Annotated in this window: 23 protein-coding genes; 9 read left to right on the top strand and 14 right to left on the bottom strand. The window is 62.9% G+C overall.

Translation table 11 applies throughout. The annotated features are described in order from the left end of the window. The coding region (locus tag CAG33_RS28455; protein ID WP_170929929.1) for a hypothetical protein at positions 1-2,163 on the top strand (2,163 nt) is incomplete at its 5' end. A gap of 377 nt (positions 2,164-2,540) precedes the next feature. Here CAG33_RS28455 and CAG33_RS02640 read toward each other — a convergent pair. From CAG33_RS02640 to gmd, 4 genes are read right to left on the bottom strand one after another with little or no spacing between them, the layout of a single operon-like run. Next, on the bottom strand, positions 2,541-3,656 hold the full coding sequence (locus CAG33_RS02640) for a glycosyltransferase family 4 protein (protein ID WP_085636773.1): 1,116 nt from the start codon (positions 3,654-3,656) through the stop codon (positions 2,541-2,543). After that, positions 3,653-4,798: a glycosyltransferase family 1 protein gene (locus CAG33_RS02635; protein ID WP_085578026.1), complete on the bottom strand. Its 1,146-nt coding sequence runs from the start codon at positions 4,796-4,798 to the stop codon at positions 3,653-3,655. The genes CAG33_RS02640 and CAG33_RS02635 overlap by 4 nt, the downstream gene beginning before the upstream one ends. Next, complete coding sequence (locus tag CAG33_RS02630) at positions 4,799-5,695, bottom strand: GDP-mannose 4,6-dehydratase (RefSeq protein WP_085578027.1); 897 nt, start codon at positions 5,693-5,695, stop codon at positions 4,799-4,801. It abuts the gene before it with no gap. Further along, positions 5,695-6,726, bottom strand: a complete 1,032-nt coding sequence (gene gmd / locus CAG33_RS02625; RefSeq protein ID WP_085578028.1) for a GDP-mannose 4,6-dehydratase — start codon at positions 6,724-6,726, stop codon at positions 5,695-5,697. Before gmd ends, CAG33_RS02630 begins: the two co-directional genes overlap by 1 nt. A gap of 384 nt (positions 6,727-7,110) precedes the next feature. Here gmd and CAG33_RS02620 point away from each other — a divergent pair, with 384 nt between their 5' ends. Genes CAG33_RS02620 through CAG33_RS02585 form a run of 8 tightly spaced genes read left to right on the top strand, consistent with a single transcriptional unit; the run spans position 7,111 to position 15,083 of the window. Then, positions 7,111-7,911, top strand: coding sequence for an ABC transporter permease (locus tag CAG33_RS02620; RefSeq protein ID WP_085578029.1), 801 nt, complete (start codon positions 7,111-7,113; stop codon positions 7,909-7,911). 12 nt (positions 7,912-7,923) lie between these two features. Then, the gene (locus CAG33_RS02615; RefSeq protein ID WP_085636770.1) at positions 7,924-8,667 is read left to right on the top strand and encodes an ABC transporter ATP-binding protein; all 744 of its coding nucleotides are present in this window, start codon (positions 7,924-7,926) and stop codon (positions 8,665-8,667) included. Between the two features lie 5 nt (positions 8,668-8,672). Beyond that, positions 8,673-9,977 (top strand): FkbM family methyltransferase, encoded by a 1,305-nt coding sequence (locus CAG33_RS02610; protein WP_085629773.1) that lies wholly within the window; start codon positions 8,673-8,675, stop codon positions 9,975-9,977. After that, the gene (locus CAG33_RS02605; protein WP_085578032.1) at positions 9,974-10,603 is read left to right on the top strand and encodes an acetyltransferase; all 630 of its coding nucleotides are present in this window, start codon (positions 9,974-9,976) and stop codon (positions 10,601-10,603) included. The genes CAG33_RS02610 and CAG33_RS02605 overlap by 4 nt, the downstream gene beginning before the upstream one ends. 10 nt (positions 10,604-10,613) lie before the next feature. After that, positions 10,614-11,717 carry a DegT/DnrJ/EryC1/StrS aminotransferase family protein gene (locus CAG33_RS02600; protein ID WP_085578033.1) on the top strand — a complete coding sequence of 368 codons (1,104 nt, stop codon included), beginning with the start codon at positions 10,614-10,616 and terminating at the stop codon, positions 11,715-11,717. Beyond that, complete coding sequence (locus tag CAG33_RS02595; protein ID WP_085578034.1) at positions 11,717-12,754, top strand: glycosyltransferase family 4 protein; 1,038 nt, start codon at positions 11,717-11,719, stop codon at positions 12,752-12,754. Before CAG33_RS02600 ends, CAG33_RS02595 begins: the two co-directional genes overlap by 1 nt. Next, positions 12,751-13,788, top strand: a complete 1,038-nt coding sequence (locus CAG33_RS02590) for a glycosyltransferase family 4 protein (protein ID WP_085578035.1) — start codon at positions 12,751-12,753, stop codon at positions 13,786-13,788. Before CAG33_RS02595 ends, CAG33_RS02590 begins: the two co-directional genes overlap by 4 nt. 8 nt (positions 13,789-13,796) lie before the next feature. After that, positions 13,797-15,083, top strand: coding sequence for a glycosyltransferase (locus CAG33_RS02585; RefSeq protein ID WP_170929930.1), 1,287 nt, complete (start codon positions 13,797-13,799; stop codon positions 15,081-15,083). A 46-nt stretch (positions 15,084-15,129) separates the two neighbouring features. Here CAG33_RS02585 and CAG33_RS02580 read toward each other — a convergent pair whose 3' ends face one another. From CAG33_RS02580 to CAG33_RS02535, 10 genes are all read right to left on the bottom strand, one after another. Further along, positions 15,130-16,515, bottom strand: a complete 1,386-nt coding sequence (locus CAG33_RS02580; RefSeq protein WP_085636768.1) for a glycosyltransferase family 1 protein — start codon at positions 16,513-16,515, stop codon at positions 15,130-15,132. Continuing rightward, the gene (locus CAG33_RS02575) at positions 16,512-17,738 is read right to left on the bottom strand and encodes a glycosyltransferase family 4 protein (protein ID WP_139831346.1); all 1,227 of its coding nucleotides are present in this window, start codon (positions 17,736-17,738) and stop codon (positions 16,512-16,514) included. Before CAG33_RS02575 ends, CAG33_RS02580 begins: the two co-directional genes overlap by 4 nt. A 101-nt stretch (positions 17,739-17,839) precedes the next feature. Further along, on the bottom strand, positions 17,840-19,204 hold the full coding sequence (locus tag CAG33_RS02570) for a phosphomannomutase (RefSeq protein WP_085636796.1): 1,365 nt from the start codon (positions 19,202-19,204) through the stop codon (positions 17,840-17,842). A gap of 149 nt (positions 19,205-19,353) precedes the next feature. Next, positions 19,354-20,796 (bottom strand): mannose-1-phosphate guanylyltransferase/mannose-6-phosphate isomerase, encoded by a 1,443-nt coding sequence (locus CAG33_RS02565; RefSeq protein WP_085578039.1) that lies wholly within the window; start codon positions 20,794-20,796, stop codon positions 19,354-19,356. 187 nt (positions 20,797-20,983) lie between these two features. Continuing rightward, entirely contained in the window at positions 20,984-21,874 is an 891-nt protein-coding gene (gene rfbA, locus CAG33_RS02560; RefSeq protein ID WP_085578040.1) for a glucose-1-phosphate thymidylyltransferase RfbA, read from the bottom strand. After that, entirely contained in the window at positions 21,871-22,764 is an 894-nt protein-coding gene (gene rfbD, locus CAG33_RS02555; protein WP_085636766.1) for a dTDP-4-dehydrorhamnose reductase, read from the bottom strand. The genes rfbA and rfbD overlap by 4 nt, the downstream gene beginning before the upstream one ends. Then, positions 22,761-23,837 (bottom strand): dTDP-glucose 4,6-dehydratase, encoded by a 1,077-nt coding sequence (gene rfbB, locus CAG33_RS02550; protein ID WP_085629763.1) that lies wholly within the window; start codon positions 23,835-23,837, stop codon positions 22,761-22,763. Before rfbB ends, rfbD begins: the two co-directional genes overlap by 4 nt. 236 nt (positions 23,838-24,073) lie before the next feature. Continuing rightward, positions 24,074-24,313: a LapA family protein gene (locus tag CAG33_RS02545; RefSeq protein ID WP_085578043.1), complete on the bottom strand. Its 240-nt coding sequence runs from the start codon at positions 24,311-24,313 to the stop codon at positions 24,074-24,076. 28 nt (positions 24,314-24,341) lie between these two features. After that, on the bottom strand, positions 24,342-24,635 hold the full coding sequence (gene ihfB / locus CAG33_RS02540) for an integration host factor subunit beta (RefSeq protein ID WP_077047287.1): 294 nt from the start codon (positions 24,633-24,635) through the stop codon (positions 24,342-24,344). A 139-nt stretch (positions 24,636-24,774) separates the two neighbouring features. Further along, the gene (locus CAG33_RS02535; RefSeq protein ID WP_085578044.1) at positions 24,775-25,053 is read right to left on the bottom strand and encodes a hypothetical protein; all 279 of its coding nucleotides are present in this window, start codon (positions 25,051-25,053) and stop codon (positions 24,775-24,777) included. Between the last annotated feature and the right edge of the window lie 168 nt (positions 25,054-25,221).

Here is a 25,221-nt window from a genome sequence, read left to right as displayed (position 1 = left end):
CCCCCTGCCCCTCTCACCGCGTCGGATCCCCAGCCCGCCTCAAGGCGCTGGCTTGCGCACATCGTCCCTGCGGCGCTGGTGGTGTTGATCCTGTGGCTGCCGTTCGGCTTCGCGCTGACCGGACTGATCGAAGAGTGGGACGTCCTGGGCCTGTTCATCAAACATGGCGTCTTCTTTTTCGCCGACACCTCCAGCCCGCTCGCGCCGCACGCCTTGAGGCCGCTGACGATCTTTCCCCACGCCCTGGCCTTTTGGCTGGACAGCAACTCCTTCTTCTACTGGCATGTCCTGCTGATGCTCGCGCTGGTGATCAAGGGCGCCTCCGTCAGCTACCTGATGGAGAAGCTGACGGGCAGCCTGAAGCTGGGCGTCATTGCCTGTGTGCTGGTCATCATCTACCCGGCCGACACGATGCAGCTCTCCTTCAGGGGCGTGCACATCAACTGGGCACTCAGCCTGGCCTTGCTGGGCAGCGCCATTTTCCTGCATGCACTGTCGCTCAAGCACAAGTTCCGCGCCTGCCTGTTCAGCGCCCTGGCCAGCGCCTTGTTCGCCTCCGCGTGCTTCATGTACGAGGCCTCGCTGCTGCTCGCCTGCATCCCGGCCCTGATGCTCTTTGCCCGGGACGGCCTGGTGACGACGCTGCGCCAGATCAGGCCGAAGCTGGCGGAGCACGCGATCTGGGTCGCCGGCCCCGCCGCCTATGTGATCTACGCCCTGCGCACATCCGCCGCGGTCAAGAGCTATCAGGCCGGCGTCGTCGGCACCGACCTGCTCTCGACGCTCAAGCTCACCTATCCGAAACTGTTCAGCGTCGGTCTGCTGCGCAGCACGCTGGGCGGGTGGTTCGACGCCCTGAGGATCACTGCCGAAGAGTTCGCCAACTACGGGTACGTCGTCGCGGCGAGCGCTGTCTTGTCCGTGGCCATCATGGCGCTCCTGCGAAAGGACAAGGCAAACCCGGCCGGCACCCGGAACACGTCCGCCCTGGCCTTCAACATCAGACTCGGCCTCACCGGCCTGACACTGATCCTGCTCGGCTACTTCCCTTTCCTGACCTCCTATTCCCACCTTGCGATCAGCCAGAGGACTTTTCTGTTCGCGACACCAGGCGCGGCCTTGCTGCTGGCGGCGATACTGAACGGCGGGTTCAGCCTCTCCAAAGCGCTGACCCGTGCGGCCATCGGCTTTTTCTTCATCACGGGCATTTCGTTTCAGCTCTATCAGTTCCATCACTACATCGAGATATCCCGGACGCAGACGGCCGTACTGAGCGACATCACCCGTCAGTTTGACGGGAACTCCGAAAACAAGACGTTGCTGATCCTCGATCACGGCAATCGGCTGAACCACAATTGGATGTTCATCAATGCAAGCCTGACGGGGGCGTTGTCGTTCCTGTACGACAAACCGATTTCGAACGTCCAGGTCTGCCACCTGCCGAGCAAGTATTGGCAGCGTTCGGACGAACTGGGCCGCAAAGGGCGATGCGTTGAAGGCGCACAGGACTGGACATTCGAGTATCCGACCCCGGTCAGCGGACCGGGCTTCCCCACCAGCCTCCAGCCTGCAAGCCTGGTGATACCGAAAGCATCGATCGTCACTGTGGAGATCGGCAGGACCGACGAGACGCCCCAGGACATCCGGACCGCCCCCAAAGGCGTAGCCGAAAAGCGCTACGAAAGCCTTATCGACTCAATGAATGCGAAGACACGCTTCATCCGCTTCAAGGACACCGTCACGACCGACCGGTACGACTGGACGTTCGGCAAATGGTGGAGCATGGAGATACCGACCCACGGCGCTGGCTGGCGCCAAGGGGAATGGGAAGTCAACAGCTTTCATCACCAAGCATTGGCCTGGAAAAGCGAGCGCTACTCAAGCCTCATCTTCCCGTTCAAGCCCAAAGACCAGCGCACCTACGAACTCAAGGGCCGATTCACGATCTTCGCCGGAAAAACCGACCGGAGCAGCATGAAGATTACGCTCAACGGTCAGCCGCTGGCGCTGCAGTGGAGTGCGGACGGCACGTTCTCGGCCACGATCGCACAGGGAGCGCTCAAAGACGGCGACAACCTCCTGGAGTTCGACTCACCGACCGACGACAGCTACTACGGCCTTGCCGCAAGGCTCGAAGGCATCCATATCGCCCGGCAGCCCTGATACCCCCACGGAACCTGCCCGCCGGCCGCTGAAACGCGCGCCGGCCGGCCAACGCCGGATCCTGTCGACCGAAGCCCGCCAGCGCGCTTCAGTCGGCAATCCCCGCAGCGCAGCTAGCGCTCCTCGACACCCAATTCCCGCGCAATGGATCTCACGACGAAGTCCGACCCCCGAGGGGTCAGATGAACGATGTCGAGATAGAAGGCATCACCGCTCGATGCCGACTCCCGCATGAGGCAACCTTCGTCATTGCACATTTTCTGTATGACCGAGATGTAGACGGCCCCGCCTGTCGGGCGTGGGTCGGGAGGTACTGTTCCGCCGCAGCGGTCTGGCTGTCCTGGCCGCCTTCGGTTCAACCGGCGGCCGGGCCGGCGCTATCGTTCGCAAACCTTGCGATAGAGCGCCGCGTAGGCGGCGACCATCGTGTCGGCCGAAAAGACGGACTCGTAGCGGTGCATTGCGCGTCTGCCCATGCCTTCGGCCAATTCGGTGTCTTGCCACAGGGTGTTCATCGCCGCCGCCAGCGACTGAGCGTCGCGGGGAGGCACCACCAGCCCCGTTTCACCGGCGATGTTGATGAACGTGGTGCCGGAACCCATTTCGCACGAAATGAGCGGCTTGCCGTACATGGCAGCCTCCAGCAGGGAAATGCCGAAGGACTCCGAACGCAGGTGCGAAGGGAAGACGAACGCGTGGCAAAGCGTGAGCAGCGCCGCCTTGTCCTCGTCGCCCAGCCCTCCCAGGAAGCGCACATTGGAAAGCCCGAGGCGCTGCGCCTGCGCCTTCAGCTCGGCCTCCTCATGGCCGCCGCCGAGGATCACCACCGGCAAGCCGGTGATCCTGGCCGCCTCCAGCAAGTAGTCCAGGCCTTTGTAGTAGCGCAACGCCCCCACAAAGAGAAAGAACTTCTCGCCGACCATTCGCCGCCACTCGGCGAGCTTCGCCTCGGGAACGGCCGGATAGGTGGCCCGGTCCAGCCCGTAGGGAATGATTTCGACCTTGTCACGGAAGCGGGACAGCACCGGGCTGCTCTGCGCATAGTTCGGCGAAGAGGCGACGATGCTGTCGACGCTGGACAGGAAGCGGTTCATCAGCGGCTGGTAGAGCTTGAGCAGGGTCTTCTGCTTGACGATGTCGGAGTGGTAACTGACCACCGCCGGCTTGCCGTGGCGGGTCGCGAAATGCACCAGGTCCATGAAGGGCCACGGAAAGTGGTAGTGCACCACGTCGGCCTCTTTCGCCAACTGCGAAAAATCCTTGAAGGCCGACAGCGAGAACCCGGTGGACGCGACGTGCAGGTCCAGCTTCGAACGGTGGGTGATGTGATTGCCCACCGTTTCGCCACGGGCGGCCCCCCGCTCGCTCAGGTAAAGCACCTCGGAGGAAAAGCCGTGGCCGGCGCCGCCCTGGGCGATCTGGAAAATGACCTGTTCGATCCCGCCCATCGTTTCCGGGTAGTAGGTCTTGAAGAAGTGCAGAACCTTGATCATTTTCCGTCGACGACCCTTCGATAGACCTGTTGGGTTTCCCGGGCGCAGCGCTCCCAGGAAAACCCTTGCGCATGCTGCATGCCTTTGACCACCGCGATGTCTCGCCAGGCTTCGTCGACCAGGCCCCGCTCCAGCAGCCGGGTCAACTCGTCGATGTCCATCGGTGCGCACATCAACGCCGCGTCGCCGGCCACTTCCGGCAGCGAAGAACTGTTGGAGCACACCACCGGCACGCCGGAACTCATGGCCTCGAGCACCGGCAAGCCGAACCCTTCATAGTGCGACGGGAAAGCGAACAGACGCGCGCCGGCGAACAGCAGGGGAAGATCCTCGCTCGGCACGAATCCGAGGTAATGCGCCCAGCCTTCACGCCGGGCGGTTTCCAGCTTCTGGTGAATCACATCGCTGCGCCAGCCGTGGTAGCCCGTGAGGATCAGCGGCCAACGCGTGCGCACGTCCACCGGCAGACGGCTGTAGGCGTCCAGCAGCGTTTCGATGTTCTTGCGCGGTTCGATGGTGCCGACGAACAGCGAGTAGCCGTTCGCCTTGAGGCCGTAACGGGCCAGTGCCGGCTCAAGTTCGGCCAGCGGCCTCGGGTAGAACTCAGGGGAACTGGCCAGCGGCACGGTGTGGATCCGCTCGATGGGCCAGTTGAAATATTCGGCCAGCTCCCGGCGGGTGAATTCCGAATCGGTGATCAGCGCATCGGCCCTGGTCAACGTGGCCTTCAGCTCTTTCTGCAGGTAGCGCACCAGTTGCGGGGCGTGGCAATGGGCCCAGGTGAAGGGCGACAGGTCGTGGAACGTCGCCACGCTGCGCCCGGCGAAGGGCGGCAGATAGTAATTGGGGCTGTGGTACAGGAAATCGCCGTGACCCTTGAGCGCCGCCTTGCGCAGCATCGGCATCAGCAGCCGGTAGGCCTCGACGGCGAGGAAGTTTTTCTGCACCGCACGCTTCAGGCCATAACCGCTGCCGGACTCGTCGGCGGCCGTGGGCAGTTCTGGCAAAAAGCGTCGACCCGCAAAGAACTGCAGGTCTGAAATGTCTGAACTCTGCTGAAGCCTCAGCGCAAGTTCGTAGGTATAGCGACCGATGCCGGTCAGCGGGAAGCGGATCGGCTCAACAGACAGGATTAGCTTCATTTAGTCCGCCGAAAGCATCCAGCTCAACGTTTCATCCAGCGCCGGCGTCTCCCACCCCTTCACCAGTTCACGGAGCCGGGTGTTGTCGCCGCACAGGATCTTCACCTCATTGGCCCGGACGAAGGCCGGGTTCACTTCGACTTCGATGCTGTGGCCGGTGAAGGCCGAACACATATCGATGACTTCGCGAAGGGAATGGCTCTTGCCCGAACTGACGTTGACGGTCTGCCCCAACGGCCTGGCTTCGATCAAGCCGCGGTAGGCCTTGACCACCGCGCGGACATCGCTGAAGTCCCGGGAGACGTCGAGGTTGCCCAGTTCGATCTTGTCGGCGCGCCGACGGAAATGCGCGACGATCTTGGGCAACAGGAAACTGTCGGCCTGACCGACGCCCGTGTAGTTGAACGGCCTGGCGATCACGATCGGAAGACGGTCGAACCAGAGGCGGGCCATGTACTCCATCGCCAGCTTGCTGACCGCGTAATCGTTGGCCGGCGCCGGAAGCGTCGCTTCACTGAGCAAGCCGGTGGAGGCATTGCCGTAGACGTTCGCGCTGCTGGCCAGCAGCACGCAGTCAGGCACCTTGCCGCAGGCCGCGATCGCTTCCAGCAGGTGACGGGTTCCGATCAGGTTGACCCGATAGAACGTGTCGGCGGCGCCATGCCCGACGAAGGCCAGCGCCGCCAGATGGATCACGACATCCGGTTGAATGGTTGCCAGCAACTCGCGCAGTGCGGAGCCATCCGCCAGATCGGCTTGAAAGTACCCGGGCTCGTCGGAGGGCTGGGTACCCAGCCCGAACACTTCATAGCCGCCAGCCTTGAGCTCGGCGGCCATGTAACGCCCGGTGAAACCTTGAACTCCTGTAATCAGCGCTCGTTTACCGGCAATACTCATCAGAAGGAAAATCCTTTCTCATTTCGACGCAGGTCAGCCTCGACCATCATGCGGCACAGCTCTTCCAGGGTGGTCTTCGGTTCCCAGCCCAGGGTGGCCTTGGCCTTGGCCGGGTTGCCGATCAGCAGCTCGACTTCCGCCGGACGGTAGTACTTAGGATTGATGCTCACCAGCACCTTGCCGGTCGCGGCGTCGGTGCCCTGCTCGTCTTCGGCCGAACCGCTCCAGGCCAGGTCGATGCCGACGGCCTTGAACGCCATGGTGACGAAGTCGCGCACGGTTTCAGTGCGGTTGGTGGCCAGCACGAAGGTGTCCGGCTCGTCGGCCTGCAGCATGCGCCACATGCCTTCCACGTATTCCTTGGCGAAGCCCCAGTCGCGCTTGGCGTCGAGGTTGCCCAGCTCCAGCTTGTCCAGCAGGCCCAGCTTGATCTTGGCCACGGAGTCGGTGATCTTGCGGGTCACGAACTCACGGCCGCGCAGCGGCGACTCGTGGTTGAACAGGATGCCGCTGGTGGCGAAGATGCCGTAGGACTCGCGGTAGTTGATGGTCATCCAGTGGGCGTACAGCTTGGCCACACCGTACGGGCTGCGCGGATAGAAAGGCGTGCTTTCGATCTGCGGGATCGCCTGGACCTTGCCGAACATCTCGGAGGTCGACGCCTGGTAGAAGCGCACTTTCGGGTTGACGATCCGGATGGCTTCCAGGAGGTTCACGCAGCCCATGCCGGTGATGTCGCCGGTGGTCAGGGGCTGGTCAAAGGACACGCCTACGAAACTCTGGGCCGCGAGGTTGTAGACCTCGGTCGCGCCGGTGGTCTGGAGCAGACGGATGCTGGCCGACAGGTCGGTCAGGTCGTACTCGACCAGATGCAGCTCAGGGTGCTTGTCGATGCCAAGCTCCTCGATGCGCCAGAAGTTGACAGAACTGGTCCGGCGGTAGGTGCCATACACCGTGTAGCCCTTTTCCAGCAGCAGTTCCGCCAGGTAGGCGCCGTCTTGCCCAGTAATGCCGGTAACGATAGCTTTCATGCGAATCCTCTAAACTCCATTTGAGCGCCTAGTCAGCAGGCTCTGTTGTGTCGTGTGCGCCATTGGGCTCCGGTCGGCAGAGCCGCAAATTCTTGCAGATCATACAGAATGCGGCCCGGAACGACGATACCCAACCGACCGACAATACGTGTCCGGTCCTTTCCCGTCGCCGCCGGAGAAACCATTGCCCGATGCTGCACAAGGCGTCCGTTCGGTTTTCTCGCCTGCCGGGCGTTACCTTGAAAATTCAATCACTTGAGGGTTTCCGACCGAAGGCCCCGATCTTGCCCCGCCGACTGTAAAGAAAAGATGTAGAAAAGGTGACACTCCCCGCCCCCCAGCCTAAAATGGCGTGTTTTTTTGATCAATAATCTGGTGCTCTTAATGCGCAATGGTTCAGTAAGTATCGCCGTGTCGGACATCATCGCCGCGACAAGGCGGTACGCTTTGGTAGGGACGCTAGGCTGGCAAGACGTGCGACAGCGCTACAGGAGGTCCGCGCTCGGCCCCTTCTGGCTGACCATCAGCATGGGCGTGATGATCGGCACCATCGGCGTGGTGTTCGGCCAGATCTTCAATTCCCCGATGCAGGAGTTCCTTCCGTTCCTGGCCATCGGCATGATCCTCTGGAGCTTCATGTCGACCGTGGTCACCGAAGGCTGCACCGGCTTCATCGCCGCCGAGGGCATCATCAAGCAACTGCCCATTCCCCTGTTCACCCACATCCTGCGCATGATCTGGCGCAACATCCTGATCCTGGGGCACAACATCGTCATTTTCCCGCTCGTGCTGCTGGCCGTCGGCAAGCCGTTGACCTGGCTCGCCCTGATCAGCATTCCGGGCTTCATCCTCGCATTGGTCAACCTGACCTGGATCGCCTTGCTGCTGGGCATCCTCTGCGCCCGCTACCGCGACCTGCCGCAGATCGTCGGCAGCCTGCTGCAAGTGGTGTTCTACCTCACCCCGATCATGTGGATGCCGAGCCTGCTGCCGCAGCGCGCCGGGCTTTACCTGCTCGACCTGAACCCGGTCTACCACGTCATCTCCGTGGTCCGCTCCCCGCTGATCGGACAGATGCCGACCGCCACCAACTGGTGGTTCTCCGTGAGCATGGCCGTGATCGGCTGGATCGTCGCCCTCATGGTGTATGGCCGCTACAAGCGCCGCATCGCTTACTGGCTCTGAGAAGAACTCCCAATGTCCTTGATCGAATTCAATAACGTCAGCGTGGATTTCCCGATCTACAACGCCAACGGCCGTTCCCTGAAGAAACGCCTGATCCAGGTGGCCACCGGCGGGCAACTCGGCGCCGACCAGCAGGGCCGCGTCATCGTCCGGGCCCTCGAAGACCTCACGTTCACCTTGCGCGACGGCGACCGGGTCGGCCTGCTCGGCCACAACGGCGCCGGCAAGAGTACCCTGCTGCGCCTGCTCAGCAGCGTCTACGAACCGTCCTCCGGCACCGCCCGGATCGACGGCGAGATCGGCTCCCTGATCGACATTTCCCTGGGCACCGACCCGGAAGCCACCGGCCGGGAAAACATCTACCTGCGCGGCGCCATCCTCGGCATGACCAAGGCGCAGATCACCGAAAAGCTCGACGAGATCATCGAGTTCTCCGAGCTGGGCGACTTCGTCGACATGCCGATCCGCACCTATTCTTCGGGCATGCACCTGCGGCTGGCGTTCGCGGTGTCGACCACGATCAAGCCGGAAATCCTTCTGATGGACGAATGGCTGTCGGTCGGCGACGAAGGCTTCAAGCACAAGGCCGAAATCCGCATGAACGAACTGGTGAAGTCGACCAACATCCTGGTGATCGCCAGCCACTCGCGCGAACTGGTCATGCACACCTGCAACCGGGTGCTGTGGCTGGAGCACGGCAAGATCAAGATGGACGGCGACCCGGCGACCGTCACCGCTGCGTACTTCGGAGGCTGAAGCCAGTGAACAGCATCAAGCGCAACGGCGTTGACATCGCAATGGCATTCACTTCGGCGTCCAGGCGCATGCGGATCGCTGCAGTCGTCCAGCCTGTCGCAGCCGCACCGGCCGACATCGCCGAGGCAGCCGTCCACAGCGTGGGCGATGTCGCCGGCGGCGCCCGAACGAGGATCAGCACGATGTTACGACACCAGATCAAACGAGTGCTTCGACGACTGGCCCGCAGCGCCTATCGCGCGACCAAGCCTTTCGCGCGTCCGGTGCTCTTTCGTGTACGCAGCTATTTCACCAGCGCCCTGCGCGAGGAAATGCAGCAGCAGTTCGCCAGGCTGCAGGAACATCAGCAAGAGCAAACCCGGCAAATCATGCAGGAGCTCCAACGCCTGGCGAATGCGGCCAATGTTCAGACCTCGCTCTCTCGCAAACTCATTGCCGAGCAGCTCCCCCTGGAGAAGGCCGGACCGCAGCTGGACCGCATCGAGCACTACTCGCTCATCGACGTCAACCGCGTCGCCATCAACTCCGGATCCGACGAGACCCTGGTGAAATCGGCTGTCGGTTATGTCCTGTGCGGCGCCAAGGATCATGCCCTTCTGGCCAACCTGATGGAAGCCGGGGAGCTGGAGCCCGGAACCCGAAAGCTCATTGAACGGCTCGTCCGCCCGGGCGACACCTACATCGATGTCGGCGCCAATATCGGCATGCATTCGATCGCGGCGGCCCGGGCGATGGCGGGACGCGGCAAGGTCATCGCCTTCGAGCCGTTCGAACCCACCCGCAAAATGCTCGAAAGGAACCTGTGGCTCAACGGCTTCTCCGAGATCAGCGAAGTTTCCCACTACGCCCTGTCGGACACCACGGGCACCCACAAGCTGCACCTGGGTGCCACCAGCGGCCACCACTCGCTCTACGAACTCGAGACCCCGTCGTTCTCGTCTGCGGCATCGGTCGACATCTCAACGACCACCCTGGATGAGTTCCTGCCCGAACTCCAGACCGCGCGGCTGCTGAAGCTCGATGCGGAAGGGGCCGAGATCGATATCGTCAAAGGCGCAAAACGCCTGCTTTCGACCAACCCGCACATGTTCATCATCGTCGAGCTTGGCCTGTCCCACCTGAAACGGAACTCGATCGCGCTCGAAGACTGGCTGCGACATTTCACCGCCCTGGGGCTTGCCTTCAACGTCGTCAACGACCAGACCGGCGATCTCGAAGACTGGTCGGCCGAACGGCTGTCCCAGGCCGAGTCCGTCAACCTGCTTTTCACCTCCCCCGAATCAATGCAAGCCGCAAGGACGCAAGCATGAAGACCGAAGTCATCGTCATAGGCGCCGGCGGACACGCCAAGGTCTGCATCGAACTGCTGCAGGCCCAGGGCGACACCGTCGCCTGCTGCGTCGGCAATCCGGACAGCCCGGACACCTGCGTGGGCATCCCCGTGCTGAAAAGTGACGACCACCTGTCCGCGCTCTTCAATGAAGGCTATCGGCGGGTGTTCGTCGCCATCGGCGCAAACGCCGTCCGAAACAAGCTCGCCGCCAAGGCCACCGCCCTGGGCTTCACGCTGGTCAACGCCGTCAGCCCGGCCGCCACCGTTTCGCCCTCGGCCCGGCTTGGCGCAGGGGTCGCCGTGATGGCGGGCGCCGTGATCAATGCCGAGGCGACGATAGCCGACCTCTGCATCGTCAACACCGGCGCCACCATCGACCATGACTGCGTCCTGGGCCAGGCCGTCCACATCGCTCCCCAGTGCGCACTGGCGGGCAACGTCCAGGTCGGCGACCTCAGTTTCGTCGGCGTAGGCAGCAAGATCATTCCGGAGATTCGCATCGGCGAGTCTTCCATGGTAGGCGCCGGCAGCGTCGTCATTTCCAATGTCGGTTCGGCAGTCACGGTTGTGGGCGTGCCGGCCAAAGCTTTAAACAAATTTTGAAGGAAGAGACATGAAACGTATTTCCGTTGCACAACCGAAGCTTGCCGGAAACGAGCGCAAGTACGTACTCGATTGCCTGGACACCAACTGGATTTCCTCCAACGGCAAGTACATCACCGCCTTCGAAGAAAGCTTTGCGGCCTTCTGCGGGGTCAAGCACGCGATCGCGACCAACAACGGCACCACCGCCCTGCACCTGGCGCTGGTCGTGCTCGACCTGCAGCCCGGCGACGAAGTCATCATTCCGACCGTGACATACATCGCGACCGCGAACGCCGTCCGCTACTGCGGCGCCACACCGGTGCTGGTGGATGTGTGCGCCGATACGATGAACATCGATCCACAGACCATCGAAAGCAAGATCACCTCCAAGACCAAGGGCATCATCCCGGTGCACCTCTACGGCCATCCGGCGCAGATGGACGTGATCAACGACATCGCCCGCAAACACAACCTGTGGGTCGTCGAAGACGCCGCCGAAGCCCACGGCGCCGAGGTCAAGGGCAGCAAGGTCGGCAGTCTCGGCACGTGCGCGACCTTCAGCTTCTTCGGCAACAAGATCGTGACCACCGGCGAAGGCGGCATGGTCACCACCAACGACGATGCGCTGGCCGCCAAGCTGCGCCTGTTCCGCGGCCAGGGCATGGATCCGAACCGTCGCTACTGGTTCCCGGTGATCGGCTACAACTACCGCATGACCAACATCCAGGCCGCCATCGGCCTGGCCCAGATGGAAGGCATCGCCACCTCGCTGGCAGACCGCGAACAGATCGCCAACTGGTACGACGAGGCGCTGGCCGACCTCAAGGACAAGATCGTCCTGCCTACCGAGGCGGCCTGGGCCAAGCAGGTGTTCTGGATGTACAACATCTTCCTGGCTGACGGCGACGAGCACAAACGCGACGCCGTCATGCAGAAGCTGGACGCGATGGGCATCGAGACCCGGCCGGTGTTCTACCCGATGCACGTCCTGCCGCCCTACAAGGAAGACGGCATCTATCCGGTGGCGGACCTGTGGTCCGGCCGCGGCATCAACCTGCCGACCCACCAGGACCTGACCCGCGAAGACATCATCAGGATCGCGGCCAGCTTGCGTGAGGTCTTGGCGGCCTGATGAAAATCGCCCTTTGCTCTTCATTCGTCCCTTTCATCAAGGGCGGCGGAAGAAACATCGTCGACTGGCTGGCTTCGACCCTGATCGAAGCCGGACATCAGGTGGAGGTCGTGTACCTTCCGGAGTACGACGCTCCGCCCGACATCCTGTTCCAGCAGATGATGGCGTTGCGCTGGGTGGACCTGCAGGCGGCGGACCGGGTCATCTGCTTCCGCCCTCAGGCGCACCTGATACCGCACCCGCACAAGATTCTGTGGTTCATTCACCACATCCGCACCTTCTACGACCTGTGGGACACCCCGTACCGGGACTTTCCCGACAACGCCGAGAACCGGGCGATCCGCCAATCCCTGATGGAGGTGGACACCCTGGCGATGGGTGAAGCGAAGACCGTGTTCAGCAACTCGAAAGTCGTCTCCCAACGCCTCAAGACCTACAACGGCATCGACAGCGAAGTCCTGTATCCGCCGGTCTTTCAGCCGGAGCGCTTTTTCTGCGCCGGGTACAACGACGAGATCGTCTACATCTGCCGCCTGGAGCACTACAAGCGCCAGCACCTGCTCATCGAGGCGTTGAGCTACACCACCACGCCGGTTCGCCTGCGCATCCTGGGAACGGGCGCGAGCCCGGACTACGGCAACGCCCTCCGGCAGGCGATCGAGACCTGCAACGTCGCGGACCGGGTCACGCTGGAAGACCGCTGGATCAGCGAGGAGGAGAAGGTGGAGCATCTGTCGCAGTGCCTGGCCGCCGCCTATCTGCCGCTGGACGAAGACTCCTACGGATACCCCAGCCTGGAAGCCAGCCACGCGCAGAAGCCGATCCTCACGACCTCGGACTCCGGCGGCGTGCTGGAGCTGGTCCAGGACGGGCACAACGGCTACGTCGCCGAACCGACCCCCGAATCCCTGGCCGACGCCATGGACAAACTCTACCGGGACAAGAACGTGACCCAAACCATGGGCAGGAATGCCAGTCAGCGGCTGGTCGACCTGAAGATCTCCTGGACACAGGTTCTGGAGCGTCTTCTGGCATGAAAGTATTGATCGTGAACAACATGGCGCCCTTCATCTGGGGGGGCGCGGAAGAGCTGGCCGTCAATCTGCAGAAGAACCTGACCGTCGCCGGGCATGACGCGGAAATCCTGCGGATCCCCTTCCAATGGGAGCCGGCCACCCGCATCCCGTCGCAGATGCTGTTGGCGCGGACGCTGGAGATCGCCAATACCGATCATGTCATCGCCCTGAAGTTTCCGGCGTACCTGGTGCGCCACCACCGCAAATCGCTGTGGCTGCTGCACCAGTACCGGCAAGCCTATGACCTGTACGATGCGGGCCAGACCAACCTGCCCCCAGGCGAGACCGGAGCGGACATCCGCAAAGCCATCGCCCATGCCGACAACGAGACCTTCGCACAGAGCCGGCACATCTATACCAACTCGGAAGTCACCCGACAGCGCCTGCTCAAGTACAACGGCTTCGACTCCAAAGTGCTGCTTCCGCCCGTCAACGACCCGGAAGCCTTCACCGGCGGCGAAGACGACGGCTACATTTTCGCGGGCGGCCGGGTCAACGGCATGAAACGCCAGTACCTGCTGCTGCAAGCCCTGGCCAAAGCCGACCGGCGCGTGAAAATGATCATTGCCGGCCCGCCCGAAACGCCTGCCGACACACAGCAACTGCATGCGATCATCGAGCAGTTCGGCCTGCAGGACCGCGTCAGGCTCGACCTGCGCTTCCTGCCTCGCGCGACCTACGTGGACTACGTCAACCGTGCGCTGGCCGTTGCCTACATTCCGTTCGACGAAGACTCGTTGGGTTACGTCAGCATGGAAGCGGCGACCGCCCGCAAGGCATTGATCACGACCACCGACAGCGGCGGGATCCTCGGCCTGGTGGTGCCCGGCGAAACCGGATGGCGGGCAGAGCCGTCGGCGGAGAGCCTGGCGCAAGCGATGAACGCCGCTTACGAGAACAGGGCCAGGACCCGACAGTACGGGGAAGGGGCACAGACGCTGTGGAACAGCCTGGGCATCAATTGGCCGGAGACGGTCGAGGCACTGATCAAATGAAACTTGTCATGTTCACGCCGGCCGTCAAGACGTCGGCCATCGGCCGGATGACCCGGCTCGTCGTCCGCCAGCTCCTGGCCCAGCAACACCAGGTCGTGGTGGTCCGCACCGAAAGCCAGCACGTCACGGTCGACGAGCTGCACGACTTCGGCTGCACCGTGCTGCCATGGACCGACGAAGCCCAAGTCGCCCGGGAAATCGAAGCGGCCGACGAATGCGTCTATCAGATCGGCAACAGCTACGAGTTCCATGAAGGCGGCATCGCCTGGCTGACCAAGGCTCCCGGCGTCGTCTGCCTGCACGACTTCTTTCTCGGGCATCTGTTTTTCGGCTGGTCGCAGAACCGGCGCGAAGAGGCGGTCAGGATCCTGGAGCAGTGGTATGGAAACGCCGTTGCGCAGGGGTACTTCCAGATCCATGACGGTTCGGTCTTCATCAGCCAGACCCTCAACGAAGCCCCGCTCACCGAGTGGATCAGCTCAATGGCCAGCACCGTGATCACCCACAGCAATTGGGGTTGCGAGCGCGTGCTGGCGGCCTGTGCCGGCCCGGTCTACGTGACGCCGCTGGCCTACGACGCCCCCGGCGCCACAGGCAACGACGGGCACACCGGCGGTGACCGTCTGAATGTCCTGACCATCGGCCACGTCAACCCCAACAAGCGGGTCGAACGCTGCATCCAGGCCATCGCCCAAAGCCCTTCACTGCGGGCGAACGTCCGTTACCGGCTGGTCGGCGCCATCCTTCCGGAAACGGAAAAACGACTGTCCGAGCTGGCGCTCGACAGCGGCGTCGAGCTGATCATCTCCAACGAGGTCGATGACGCGGCGCTGTCCGAAGCCATCCGCGAAGCGGATGTCATCAGTTGCCTGCGCTGGCCCAGCCTGGAGGCCGCCTCCGCCTCGGCCATCGAAGCGATGCTCTACGGCAAGGCCACGATCGTCACGGACACCGGCTTCTACAGTGAGCTGCCCGACGCGTGCGTCCTGAAGATATCGGCGGACAATGAAGTGGAGGACCTGAAACGGATCTTCCTTTCGCTCCACGAGGACCGGACATCGGCCAATGCCATCGGGCAGCGGGCACAAGCGTGGGCACGGGAAACGTTCACGGCCGAAAACTACGCACAGAAGCTGGAGCTGGCGGTCGGCGCTTCGCTTCGGGCGAAGGTGCTGCTCAAGGCCGTCGATCACTTTTCAGGCATCATCGAACAATGGTCGGCCAACCCTGCCCTGCTGGCGACGGCGGACATTCAGGCGCCGCTGAGCGTGTTCAACACCAACACCATCGTCTAGGTCTCGCGGCGCAGGCCCGGATCGCCGGGCCTGCGCCAACGCCTGACTATCTCGAACTGTCGAAAACGACCTGAGCGGTCTCTTTCCAGGCCACCGGCAGGTAGCGCTGGCGGATCGCCTCTTCCTTGGCGGCCAACGCCGCCGGGTCGAAGGCGTACTTTTCCAGCTCCGCCGCCCACACCGTGACGTCCCACGGCTCCAGGTAATCCAGCAGATCCCCACCGACCTCCGGAATCGAAGCCGCACTGGAGGCCAGGCAGTACTTGCCCGCCGCCAGGCTTTCCGCCACCGGCAGGCCCCAGCCTTCGTACAGCGACGGGAAGGCCGTCATCATGCAATGGCGATACAGGTGCATCAGATCCGAGTCGGAGACATTGTTGAGGATGCGGATGTGGTCTTTCGTGCGCGGATCAAGGTTGATGTCCATCAGCAGATCCCCCACGCCCCAGCCCGGCATGCCGACGAACACCAGCTTGGGCAGGTCCTGCACGCCTTTGTCGACCAGGCGCGTGTAGGCCCGGTACAGCACCTCATGGTTCTTGCGACGCTCGATGGTCGACACGAACAGCACGAAACGCTCCTTCAGCAGGGCCTTCACGTCCGCGCTGATGTCGTCGCTCAACTCATGGGACAACTGGCAACCCAGCTTGACCACTGCCATCTCAGGAACAGGCGCACCCAACTCGCCGAGCAGCGAAATCAGGTCTTTGCGGGTGCATTCCGAAATGCACAGGATCTTGTCCGCGCACCAGGCGACATCGGTGAAGTAGTTGGCGAACTTGGCCGCCACGTCACCCACGCACAGGTGCGGCAAGCGCACAGGGATCACGTCGTAGCAGCAAAGGACGACCCGCAGGCCGACCTTCTTCTTGAGCTCGTACAGGTACGGCAGATCCTTGTTGTCCCAATCCAGGCCGACGGAAATGTAGCTGTCGCCCTTGGAGAAGGGATGCCCGGCAATGCCGGCCTTGCGGGCAACCGGCGCGAACACGTAACCGCGGTTGGCCGGCTTCAGGAAGGCCTTGGCCGCCGAACGCAAATGCCGCACGCCGATCACCGCCTCGACGATCGAGACCCGACGCTGCTGGAAGAACTGATAGATCCGCCCGCTCAGGCGCGTCGGCAGCCGGTTCAGCACCTTGATGGCCTTATCCTTGAGCCGGGCTTCGATCGAGCTTTTGTTCGCGGCGCCGCTGGCGACCTTTCCTGGCGCCACGGCGTGGGCGCCGGAAATGCGCTTCAGCGTGGCCGCGACGTCACCGGCCGAGACCGCCGCGTAGCCGGCGGCATGGTCGTAGGCGCAGAACTTCACGTCTTCGCCGGCAGCGATCAGCTCAAGCGCATGGGCGGCCGCTTCCGCTTCGGTACGGATAATGCCTACCGCTGGCCGGCGCCAGCCCAGAATGGTCGTCACATCAAACCAGGTGGTCATGCCTCTTGCGCCTTCTTCTCAATGACTTGTGCCGCTGCTTGCGGAATCGGTTCCAGGCTCCGGGCCCAGGTCAACGGCTCACGGGACGCTCTGTCCGGTCCCTTGCCCTCTGTCGACGCCGGCCCGGTCAAACGGCCACGGATCGCAGCGTGAAACTCGGCAGGCGAACGCGCGACGCTGATTTCCGGCTGGCTCAGATGCTGCTCGAACCCGCGGAACGCCGACTCGGTGCCGACCACATACTTGCCCGAATAGATGGCTTCCGCCGTCTTGATGTTCGAGCCGCCGCCATGGGGGATCGGCAACAGGAACGCATGGGCGAGGGTCTTCACGGCATCCAGGTCTTCGTCGGGCAGCATGTACAGCAACTGCAGGCGCGACAGGTTCAACTGACCCCAACGGCTGTCGCGCAGCGTCGCCTCCAGGTGCTCGCACACGCTGCCGACCACCACCAGCTTGCTGTCCGGCGGGATGCACGCCAGGGAACTGCCCAGGCACTCGTTGAACCCCTTGAAGTTCGGCGGGTGGGCGCTGGCGACGTAGAGGATCCACGGCGATTCCGGCAGGCGCGCCTTCCAGGTCTCGAGGACCTCGGCCTTGGCGGTCCACGGCGCGATGCCGTTGGGTGCGAGCAGCGGCATCGCCGCGCCCCAGGCCTTGAGGATGTCATAGTCCGCCTGCGTGACGGCCACGGCGATGTCCGCCTCCAGCGCCGCCTTGCGCTCCAGCGCCTCGATGTCGGCGATCACCGGCGCTGCGCCCTTGATGCCGTAGCTGTCGAGGATCTCCTGCTTCAGCGGCGCTTCGATGTTCTGCGAACCGTAGATCAGGCAGGCGTTGCGGTACTGGGGCATCTGCTTGATCTTCAGCACCAGCGGCCACAGCCACGGCTGCTCGACATGGATGACGTCGATGGCCGGCGGCAGCTTCTTGAGGATCTCCGGGAACCCGCCCTGCTCCGAGGCCGCGAACTCCCCCGAAAGCAGGTCATTGATCAAGGGCACGTACGCGCCCTTGTACTTCCTGAAGTCGCTGCCGGCCGGGAACTTGACGTCGTTCGGCCCCAGCGTCGACGGCGGATAACCTTCCGGCTCATAGACCGCCAGGTGAGTCACGCTCCAGCCGCTTTGCTCGAAGGTCGAGGCGATGTTGGCCACCCGCACCTGCCCGCCGTGCCGGGGACTGGCGATCGGATAGGTACTCAGCAATAAAACCGTTTTCAAATTATGAACCTTCAGAATTGATGCTTCGCGACCGGCGACCGCGCCTGACCGCTTCGCTCACAGAAGCGCGGTCGCCGTTGGCTGCCAAAAGACCCGGCGCCTCAGGCGCCCGTGATCAGCGCCTCGACGTCCTTGAACCGTTCCTGCATCAGCGCCTCGTCGCCCTTCGCTTCGACATTGAGCCGCAACAGCGGTTCGGTGTTGGAACCGCGCAGGTTGAAACGCCAGTCACCGAAGGACAGGCTGATGCCGTCGGTCTTGTCGAGCTCCGGGCCGTGCGGCAGGTAATGCGCCAGTACCTTCTCCAGCACCGCCGGCACGTCCGCCACCCGGTAGTTGACCTCGCCGCTGCAGGGGTAAGCGGCAATCCGCTCGTCGACCAGCTGGGCCAGCGTCTTGCCGGTGGCGGACATCAAGGCCGCCACGAGCAGCCACGGAATCATCCCGCTGTCGCAGTAGGCAAAGTCGCGGAAGTAGTGGTGGGCGCTCATTTCGCCGCCGTAGATCGCATCTTCCAGGCGCATGCGCTCCTTGATGAACGCGTGCCCGGTCTTGCACAGCACAGGGACGCCGCCGGCCTGCTCGACCTGGTCGATGGTGTTCCAGGTCAGGCGCGGGTCGTGGATGATCTTGCTGCCCGGGTGCTGCTTGAGCAGCATCTCGGCCAGCAGGCCCACGATGTAGTAACCCTCGATGAACCGCCCGTTGCCGTCGAAGAAGAAGCAACGGTCGAAATCGCCGTCCCAGGCCAGGCCGATGTCGCAGCCGTTGTCCAGCAAGGCCTGGCGGGTCAGGTCACGGTTTTCCGGCAGCAGCGGGTTGGGCACGCCGTTGGGGAAATGGCCGTCCGGCTCGGCGTTGATGACCACCCACTCGAACGGCAGCCGGTCGATCAGCGCCTGCAGCGCCGGGCCTGCGGCACCGTTGCCCGGGTCGGCCAGCACCTTCAGGGGCTTGAGCGTGGCGACGTCGATGTAGGTCAGCAGGTGCTCGATGTAGCGGCCCTTGTCCGCTTCGACGCGGACGCTGCCCGGCGTGGCGGCCAACGGGCCCAGGTCACCGCTGTCGACGCGGTCGCGGATGGCGTTGAGCCCGGTGTCGCCGCTGATCGGCCGCGACTGCGACTTGACCAGCTTCATGCCGTTGTAGCCCTTGGGGTTGTGGCTGGCCGTGATCATCACGCCGCCGTCGGCGCCGAACGCGCTGGTGGCGAAATACACCTCTTCGGTGCCGCACAGGCCGATGTCGATCACATCGGCGCCGGCTTCGAGCAGGCCCCGCGTCATCGCCTCGGCCAGCATCGGGCTCTCGAGCCGCATGTCCCGACCCAGCACAATGCTTTTGCCTTGAAGCTCAGTGACCATCGCCCGGCCGATCCGGTAGGCGACCTCTTCATTGAGGTCCGAAGGCACCTGGCCGCGAATGTCGTAAGCCTTGAAGCACTGGGTCTTGATAGGGGTATGCATGCTGGTCTCTTGCTCGGGATTCAGGTGATGGCACGCCGGGAACATCCGCTGCGCGCCGTCGGGATGGATGGGTGTCGAAGATCGACACATGCAAATAAGCCTGACCGGCAGAACATGCACCGGTCAGGCTTATGGCGTCCGGCCCGCAGTTACTTGTCGACGCGGCCGTAGTTGTCTTCGAAGCGGACGATATCGTCCTCGCCCAGGTAATCGCCGCTCTGCACTTCGATCAGCACCAGCGGAATCACGCCCGGGTTCTCCAGACGGTGCTGGTGGCCGGCGCGGATGAAGGTCGATTCGTTGGTGTTCAGCATCAGCTTCTGCTGATCGTTGACCACCACCGCCATGCCCTCGACGACGATCCAGTGCTCGCTGCGGTGGTGATGCATCTGCAGCGACAGCGAGGCCTTCGGCTTGACGACGATGCGCTTGATCTTGAAGCGCTTGCCCTCTTCCAGGGTGGTGTAGGTGCCCCACGGGCGATGGACCGTGCGGTGCAGCAGGTGCACCGTGTGGCTGCAGGCCTTGAGCTGGCTGACGATGTGCTTCACGTCCTGGGCGTGGTCCTTGTGGGCGATCATCACGGCGTCAGGCGTGTCGATGACCAGCAGGTCCTCCACGCCGACCAGGGCGGTCAGGCGCTCTTCGCTGTTCACGTAGTTGTTGCGCGAGTCGTGGGCCAGCACTTCGCCTTCGAACCGGTTGCCGTTCTCGTCCGCCGGGGTCAGTTCGCTCACCGCGTTCCAGGAACCGATGTCGCTCCAGCCGATGTCGCAAGGGATGGTCGCGACCTTCTGGGAGCGCTCCATCAGCGCATAGTCGATGGAGATGTCCGGCACCTGGGCGAACAGCCCGCTGTCCAGGGCCAGGCAACGGTAGTTGTCGGACGACGTCAGGCGCGACGCCTCGATGGTCTTGGCGACCGCGGCGACGACGTCGGGAGCGTGCTGGCGCAGCTCCTCCAGCACCGTGCCGACGCGGAAGCAGAACATGCCGGAGTTCCAGAAGTAGTTGCCGGCGCTGAGGTAGCCTTGGGCGGTTTCCAGGTTCGGCTTCTCGACGAAACGCGCCACCTTCAGGCCGCCCTTGAGCGGAGCGGACTTTTGCGCCTCGATGTAGCCGAAGCCGGTTTCAGGATAGGTCGGCTGGATGCCGAAGGTGACCAGCCAGCCCTCGGAAGCCAGGGTGACGGCGTTGGCCACGGCCGCCGCAAACGCTTTCTCGTCCTTGATCAGGTGGTCGGCCGCCAGCACCAGCATGTGGGCGTCGGCGCCGTGGCTGGCCTCCAGCGAGAGCGCCGCCGCAGCGACGGCGGCTGCGGTGTTGCGGCCGAACGGCTCGAGGATGAAGCCCTGGGCGTGCCCGGCCTTGTTGACCAGGCCGTACTCGTCCTCGGTCTTGAACAGCAGCTCACGGTTGGTGACCGTCAGGACTTCGACAACCCCTTCCAGGCGCGAAGCGCGCAGGAACGTCTTCTGGATCAGATTCTGGCCATCCGGCAGCTCCATGAACGGCTTTGGATGGGCCTCACGGGAAACCGGCCACAACCGGCTGCCCACTCCGCCAGACAAAATTACGGGAATCAGTTCCATGCTCTAAATCCTTAAGCCCCTTCCCGCGGATGACCGGCGGGCAAGCGGGTTCAGTTATGTTTCTGGTCGTTCGTGCACCGGATTCAGTGCAAAACCCTCGCCGCTGGCGGCCATTCTACAGCGCCAGCCCCCCATAGATCACTCGGCACGTGCATACGGGCCACAGCAACCGACAGAACGGCCGGCCTCACATCGTCGGGTGGTCCAGCAGCTTCTGAAGATACTGACCGTAACCGGTCTTCTTCAGACGCTCGGCCTGAACCTTCAGTTGCTCTGCGTCGATCCAGCCGTTGTTGTAGGCGATCTCTTCCAGGCACGCGACCTTCAGCCCCTGACGGTGCTCGATGGTGTGGACGAAGTGCCCGGCCTCCAGCAGCGAATCGTGCGTACCGGTGTCCAGCCAGGCGAACCCGCGGCCCAGCATTTCGACGTTGAGGGTCTTCTGCTCCAGGTACGCGCGGTTGATGTCGGTGATTTCCAGCTCGCCGCGCGCCGATGGCTTGATGCCTTTCGCGATCTCGACCACTTTGTTGTCGTAGAAGTACAGCCCGGTGACCGCATAGTTGGATTTGGGCTTCAGCGGTTTCTCTTCGATGCTCAGGGCGCTGCCCGATGCGTCGAATTCGACCACGCCGAAGCGCTCCGGGTCACTGACGTGATAGCCGAACACCGTCGCCCCGGAAGGCTGGGCATTGGCCGAACGCAGGTTTTCGGTGAAGTACTGCCCGTAGAAGATGTTGTCGCCCAGGATCAGGCAGCACGGATCGTCGCCGATGAACGACTCGCCGATGATGAACGCCTGCGCCAGGCCGTCGGGGCTTGGCTGCTCGGCGTAGCTCAGCTCGATGCCGTAGAGGCTGCCGTCGCCCAGCAGCTTGCGGAAATTGGGCAAGTCTTCAGGGGTGGAAATGATCAGGATTTCACGCATGCCGGCCAGCATGAGCACCGACAGCGGATAGAAAATCATCGGCTTGTCGTAGATCGGCAGCAACTGCTTGGACACACCCAGCGTGACCGGATGCAGACGGGTGCCCGAGCCGCCGGCCAGGATGATGCCTTTACGGTTTGTCTTGATCATTTGTTGAGAATTTCCCTAAGCATTCGTGTGACGCCACTTTGCCAATCCGGCAAGTGCAAAGAAAAGTTGTCGCGCAGTTTCTGGTTGCTCAGCCGCGAGTTCAGGGGACGGCGGGCCGGGGTCGGATAGGCGGCGGAATCGATCGGATTGATCTGCGTGACCGCCAGCGCCTCGCCGAAGTCCCGGGCAAGGCCGATGACGAAAGCGGCGTAGCCGTGCCAGGACACCTCACCGCCGGCCACCAGGTGATATACGCCTGCCAGTTCGGGACGCTGTTGGACCTGCTGGATGGCGTGGGCCGTGACGTCCGCGATCAGGTCCGCACCGGTCGGCGCGCCGACCTGGTCGGCGACGACGTCGAGGCTTGCGCGCTCACGGGCCAGCCTCAGCATGGTCTTGGCGAAATTGCCGCCGCGGGAGCCATAGCACCAACTGGTGCGGAAAATCAGGTGTTTGCAGCCGCTGGCGATGATCGCCTGCTCACCCGCCGCCTTGCTGGCGCCGTAATGGTTCAGCGGGGCCACCGCATCGGTCTCCAGCCAAGGCGCGGATCCCTCGCCGCTGAAGACGTAATCGGTGGAATAGTGGATCAGCCACGCCCCCAGGCGCACCGCCTCCTCGGCCATGACCCGGCTCGCCTGGGCATTCACCCGTTCGGCCAACTCCCGCTCGGCCTCTGCCTTGTCGACGGCGGTGTAGGCCGCGGCATTGACGATGACGTCCGGCCGCACCGTTTGCAGGGTCGCGCGCAGACCGTCCAGGTCGGCAAGATCTCCGCACAGCCCCGGCGCCCCATGACGATCCAAGCAGATCAGCTCGCCGAGGGGCGCGAGCGAGCGTTGCAGCTCCCAGCCCACCTGCCCGCTTTTGCCCAGCAGTAGAATCTTCATGGCTTGCCCGAACGGCCCGCGTAGTTCTGCTCGATCCACTGCTGGTAGCTGCCGCTCTTGACGTGGGCCACCCACTCCGCGTTGTTCAGGTACCACTCGACGGTCTTGCGGATGCCGGTCTCGAAGGTTTCCTCGGGCGCCCAGCCCAGCTCACGCTGGATCTTGCTGGCATCGATGGCATACCGCTGGTCGTGGCCGGGGCGATCCTGGACATACGTGATCAGGTCCGCATGCGGGCGATGGGCGGATTCCGGACGCAGCTCATCGAGCAAGGCGCAAAGCGCATGCACCACTTCGATGTTCTGCTTTTCGTTGTGCCCGCCGATGTTGTAGGTCTCGCCGACGACGCCCTCGGTCACGACCTTGTAGAGCGCCCGCGCGTGATCTTCGACATACAGCCAGTCGCGCACCTGGTTGCCTTTGCCGTACACAGGCAACGGCTTGCCTTCCAGCGCGTTGAGAATGATCAGCGGGATCAGCTTCTCGGGGAAATGGCAGGGGCCGTAGTTGTTGGAGCAATTGGTGACCAGGGTCGGCAGGCCATAGGTACGGGCCCAGGCGCGAACCAGATGGTCCGAACTGGCCTTGCTCGCCGAATACGGGGAGCTCGGCTGGTAGGGCGTGGTCTCGGTGAAGAGGTCTTCCGGCCCTTCCAGGTCGCCGTACACCTCGTCGGTCGAGATGTGATGGAAGCGGAAGCGCGCCTTGCGCGCCTCGTCCATCGCGCCCCAGTACTGGCGCGCGGCCTCAAGCAGGGTGTACGTGCCGATGATGTTGGTCTGGATGAATTCGGACGGCCCGGAGATCGAGCGGTCGACGTGGGACTCCGCGGCCAGGTGCATGATCGCATCCGGCTGATGCTCATTGAGGACGCGGTCGATCTGCCCGCGGTCGCAGATGTCGACCCGCTCGAAAACGTAACGCTCGTCCTGGCTCACTTGCGCCAACGATTCGAGATTACCGGCGTAGGTCAGCTTATCGACGTTCACCACGGAATCGGGCGTGTTGGAAATGATGTGACGGATAACGGCCGAGCCGATGAATCCGGCACCGCCGGTTACGAGAATTTTCACGCGAAGTCATACCCTTGAGCTGCTGACGGATCGCCGACCGGGCGATGTCAAATCCACGAATACAAAAGCCCCTGAACGAAGAGGCCTCTATCGAAATCGGTCCTGACGGAAGCGCAAAGATGCCTCCAGTCGGTCAGGGCGGCATTTTACAGCTTAATGAACGATTTACTAATGGATCTGGATAGGCTGCGGATCAAACGGAACAGCATCGACATTCGGCTTTGTCGCCGCATGTGTCAGGCGAGACGTTTGCGGGACGCCCTGGACGACCGCCCGAAAAGCCAGCCGATCAGCGGGCCGATCAACATGCCGAACAGCAACGCCAGCACCATGATCAACGACACAGGCAGCTCGGGGCCGACCCAACCCATGAAGCGCAGCGAAAGCGGTTGCTGGTTTTCCAGCATGAACGCAAGGGTGGCCAGCACCGGCACCAGCAGGAAGACGCCTGCCACGATACGTTTGAGAGGGCTCATGCCGACTCCCCGGAAAGCAGCATGACGATCAAAGCCCCTCCTCCTCTTCGTTCACACGGTCACGCAATTCCTTGCCTGGCTTGAAGTGCGGAACGAACTTCCCGTCGAGGCTGACGGATTGGCCGGTCTTTGGGTTGCGGCCGACGCGCGGCGCACGGTAGTGCAGGGAAAAGCTGCCGAAGCCACGGATCTCGATGCGATCCCCGGTCGCCAGGCATTGGGACATTTGCTCAAGCATGGTCTTGATGGCCAACTCCACATCCTTGGATGAGAGCAGCCCTTGATGGGTGACAATTCGTTCGATCAACTCCGACTTCGTCATGTTTTTCCCTTCTTTTTCAAGCAGCTAGATCAGCGCTTCAAAGGTTTTAGCACGCCCTGAAGAATTTGAACAGCCCAGGGATTGACATATCTTCAACGCCCCGGAAACACCCGCTTTCGGCCCTGCGACGGCTGCGGAGTCACCGACAGATCACCAGCATGGTGCGCGTCACGTAGCCTGCCGGGTTGAACCCGAAAGGAAAGACGTCCTCCTCCTTCGCGTCGTCGGATCTCGCCAACACCTTGTAGCCAGCCCCCTTGCACTCCTTGGCGGCCCGCTTGAGACACCTGTCCCATCCGGACCCCAACCCCGAACAATCAACCTCTATGCCGCTGACGCCGTGCACCGCATGCGTCTTTGCGCCAGTCGTGCACCCCGCCAACGCCAACATTGCAAACAAAACAATCAGCTTGCTCATTCCGATCCTTATGCCAGGCAAACAGCCCGACCACTGCACTCTTCAATTCAAGCCTAGCTGCGATTGGGCAATTGATCCGCCCAGAGAAACAGACCGCAAAAAAAACGATCCGGTTTCATTCAGTTGCCGAAACCGCTTCATCAAGACCGCGAACGTCAAATCGCAGGC

It is taken from the genome of Pseudomonas sp. B3(2017), assembly GCF_002113595.1.
Lineage (GTDB): Bacteria > Pseudomonadota > Gammaproteobacteria > Pseudomonadales > Pseudomonadaceae > Aquipseudomonas > Aquipseudomonas ekonensis.
The sequence above is the reverse complement of the archived record's forward strand: the minus strand, read 5'-3'. Positions and strand labels throughout refer to the sequence as shown.

Excerpts from the sequence above, each read along its gene's own strand:
- CAG33_RS02585 (WP_170929930.1), top strand. The coding sequence starts at position 13,797 with ATGTTCACGCCGGCCGTCAAGACGTCGGCCATCGGCCGGATGACCCGG.
- CAG33_RS02565 (WP_085578039.1), bottom strand. The coding sequence starts at position 20,796 with ATGGAACTGATTCCCGTAATTTTGTCTGGCGGAGTGGGCAGCCGGTTG.
- rfbD (WP_085636766.1), bottom strand. The coding sequence starts at position 22,764 with ATGAAGATTCTACTGCTGGGCAAAAGCGGGCAGGTGGGCTGGGAGCTG.
- CAG33_RS02545 (WP_085578043.1), bottom strand. The coding sequence starts at position 24,313 with ATGAGCCCTCTCAAACGTATCGTGGCAGGCGTCTTCCTGCTGGTGCCG.
- ihfB (WP_077047287.1), bottom strand. The coding sequence starts at position 24,635 with ATGACGAAGTCGGAGTTGATCGAACGAATTGTCACCCATCAAGGGCTG.
- CAG33_RS02605 (WP_085578032.1), top strand. The coding sequence starts at position 9,974 with ATGAAGACCGAAGTCATCGTCATAGGCGCCGGCGGACACGCCAAGGTC.
- CAG33_RS02635 (WP_085578026.1), bottom strand. The coding sequence starts at position 4,798 with ATGAAGCTAATCCTGTCTGTTGAGCCGATCCGCTTCCCGCTGACCGGC.
- CAG33_RS02570 (WP_085636796.1), bottom strand. The coding sequence starts at position 19,204 with ATGCATACCCCTATCAAGACCCAGTGCTTCAAGGCTTACGACATTCGC.
- CAG33_RS02615 (WP_085636770.1), top strand. The coding sequence starts at position 7,924 with ATGTCCTTGATCGAATTCAATAACGTCAGCGTGGATTTCCCGATCTAC.
- gmd (WP_085578028.1), bottom strand. The coding sequence starts at position 6,726 with ATGAAAGCTATCGTTACCGGCATTACTGGGCAAGACGGCGCCTACCTG.
- CAG33_RS02600 (WP_085578033.1), top strand. The coding sequence starts at position 10,614 with ATGAAACGTATTTCCGTTGCACAACCGAAGCTTGCCGGAAACGAGCGC.
- CAG33_RS02620 (WP_085578029.1), top strand. The coding sequence starts at position 7,111 with ATGCGCAATGGTTCAGTAAGTATCGCCGTGTCGGACATCATCGCCGCG.
- CAG33_RS02580 (WP_085636768.1), bottom strand. The coding sequence starts at position 16,515 with ATGACCACCTGGTTTGATGTGACGACCATTCTGGGCTGGCGCCGGCCA.
- CAG33_RS02630 (WP_085578027.1), bottom strand. The coding sequence starts at position 5,695 with ATGAGTATTGCCGGTAAACGAGCGCTGATTACAGGAGTTCAAGGTTTC.
- CAG33_RS02590 (WP_085578035.1), top strand. The coding sequence starts at position 12,751 with ATGAAAGTATTGATCGTGAACAACATGGCGCCCTTCATCTGGGGGGGC.
- CAG33_RS02640 (WP_085636773.1), bottom strand. The coding sequence starts at position 3,656 with ATGATCAAGGTTCTGCACTTCTTCAAGACCTACTACCCGGAAACGATG.
- CAG33_RS02535 (WP_085578044.1), bottom strand. The coding sequence starts at position 25,053 with ATGAGCAAGCTGATTGTTTTGTTTGCAATGTTGGCGTTGGCGGGGTGC.
- CAG33_RS02595 (WP_085578034.1), top strand. The coding sequence starts at position 11,717 with ATGAAAATCGCCCTTTGCTCTTCATTCGTCCCTTTCATCAAGGGCGGC.
- rfbA (WP_085578040.1), bottom strand. The coding sequence starts at position 21,874 with ATGATCAAGACAAACCGTAAAGGCATCATCCTGGCCGGCGGCTCGGGC.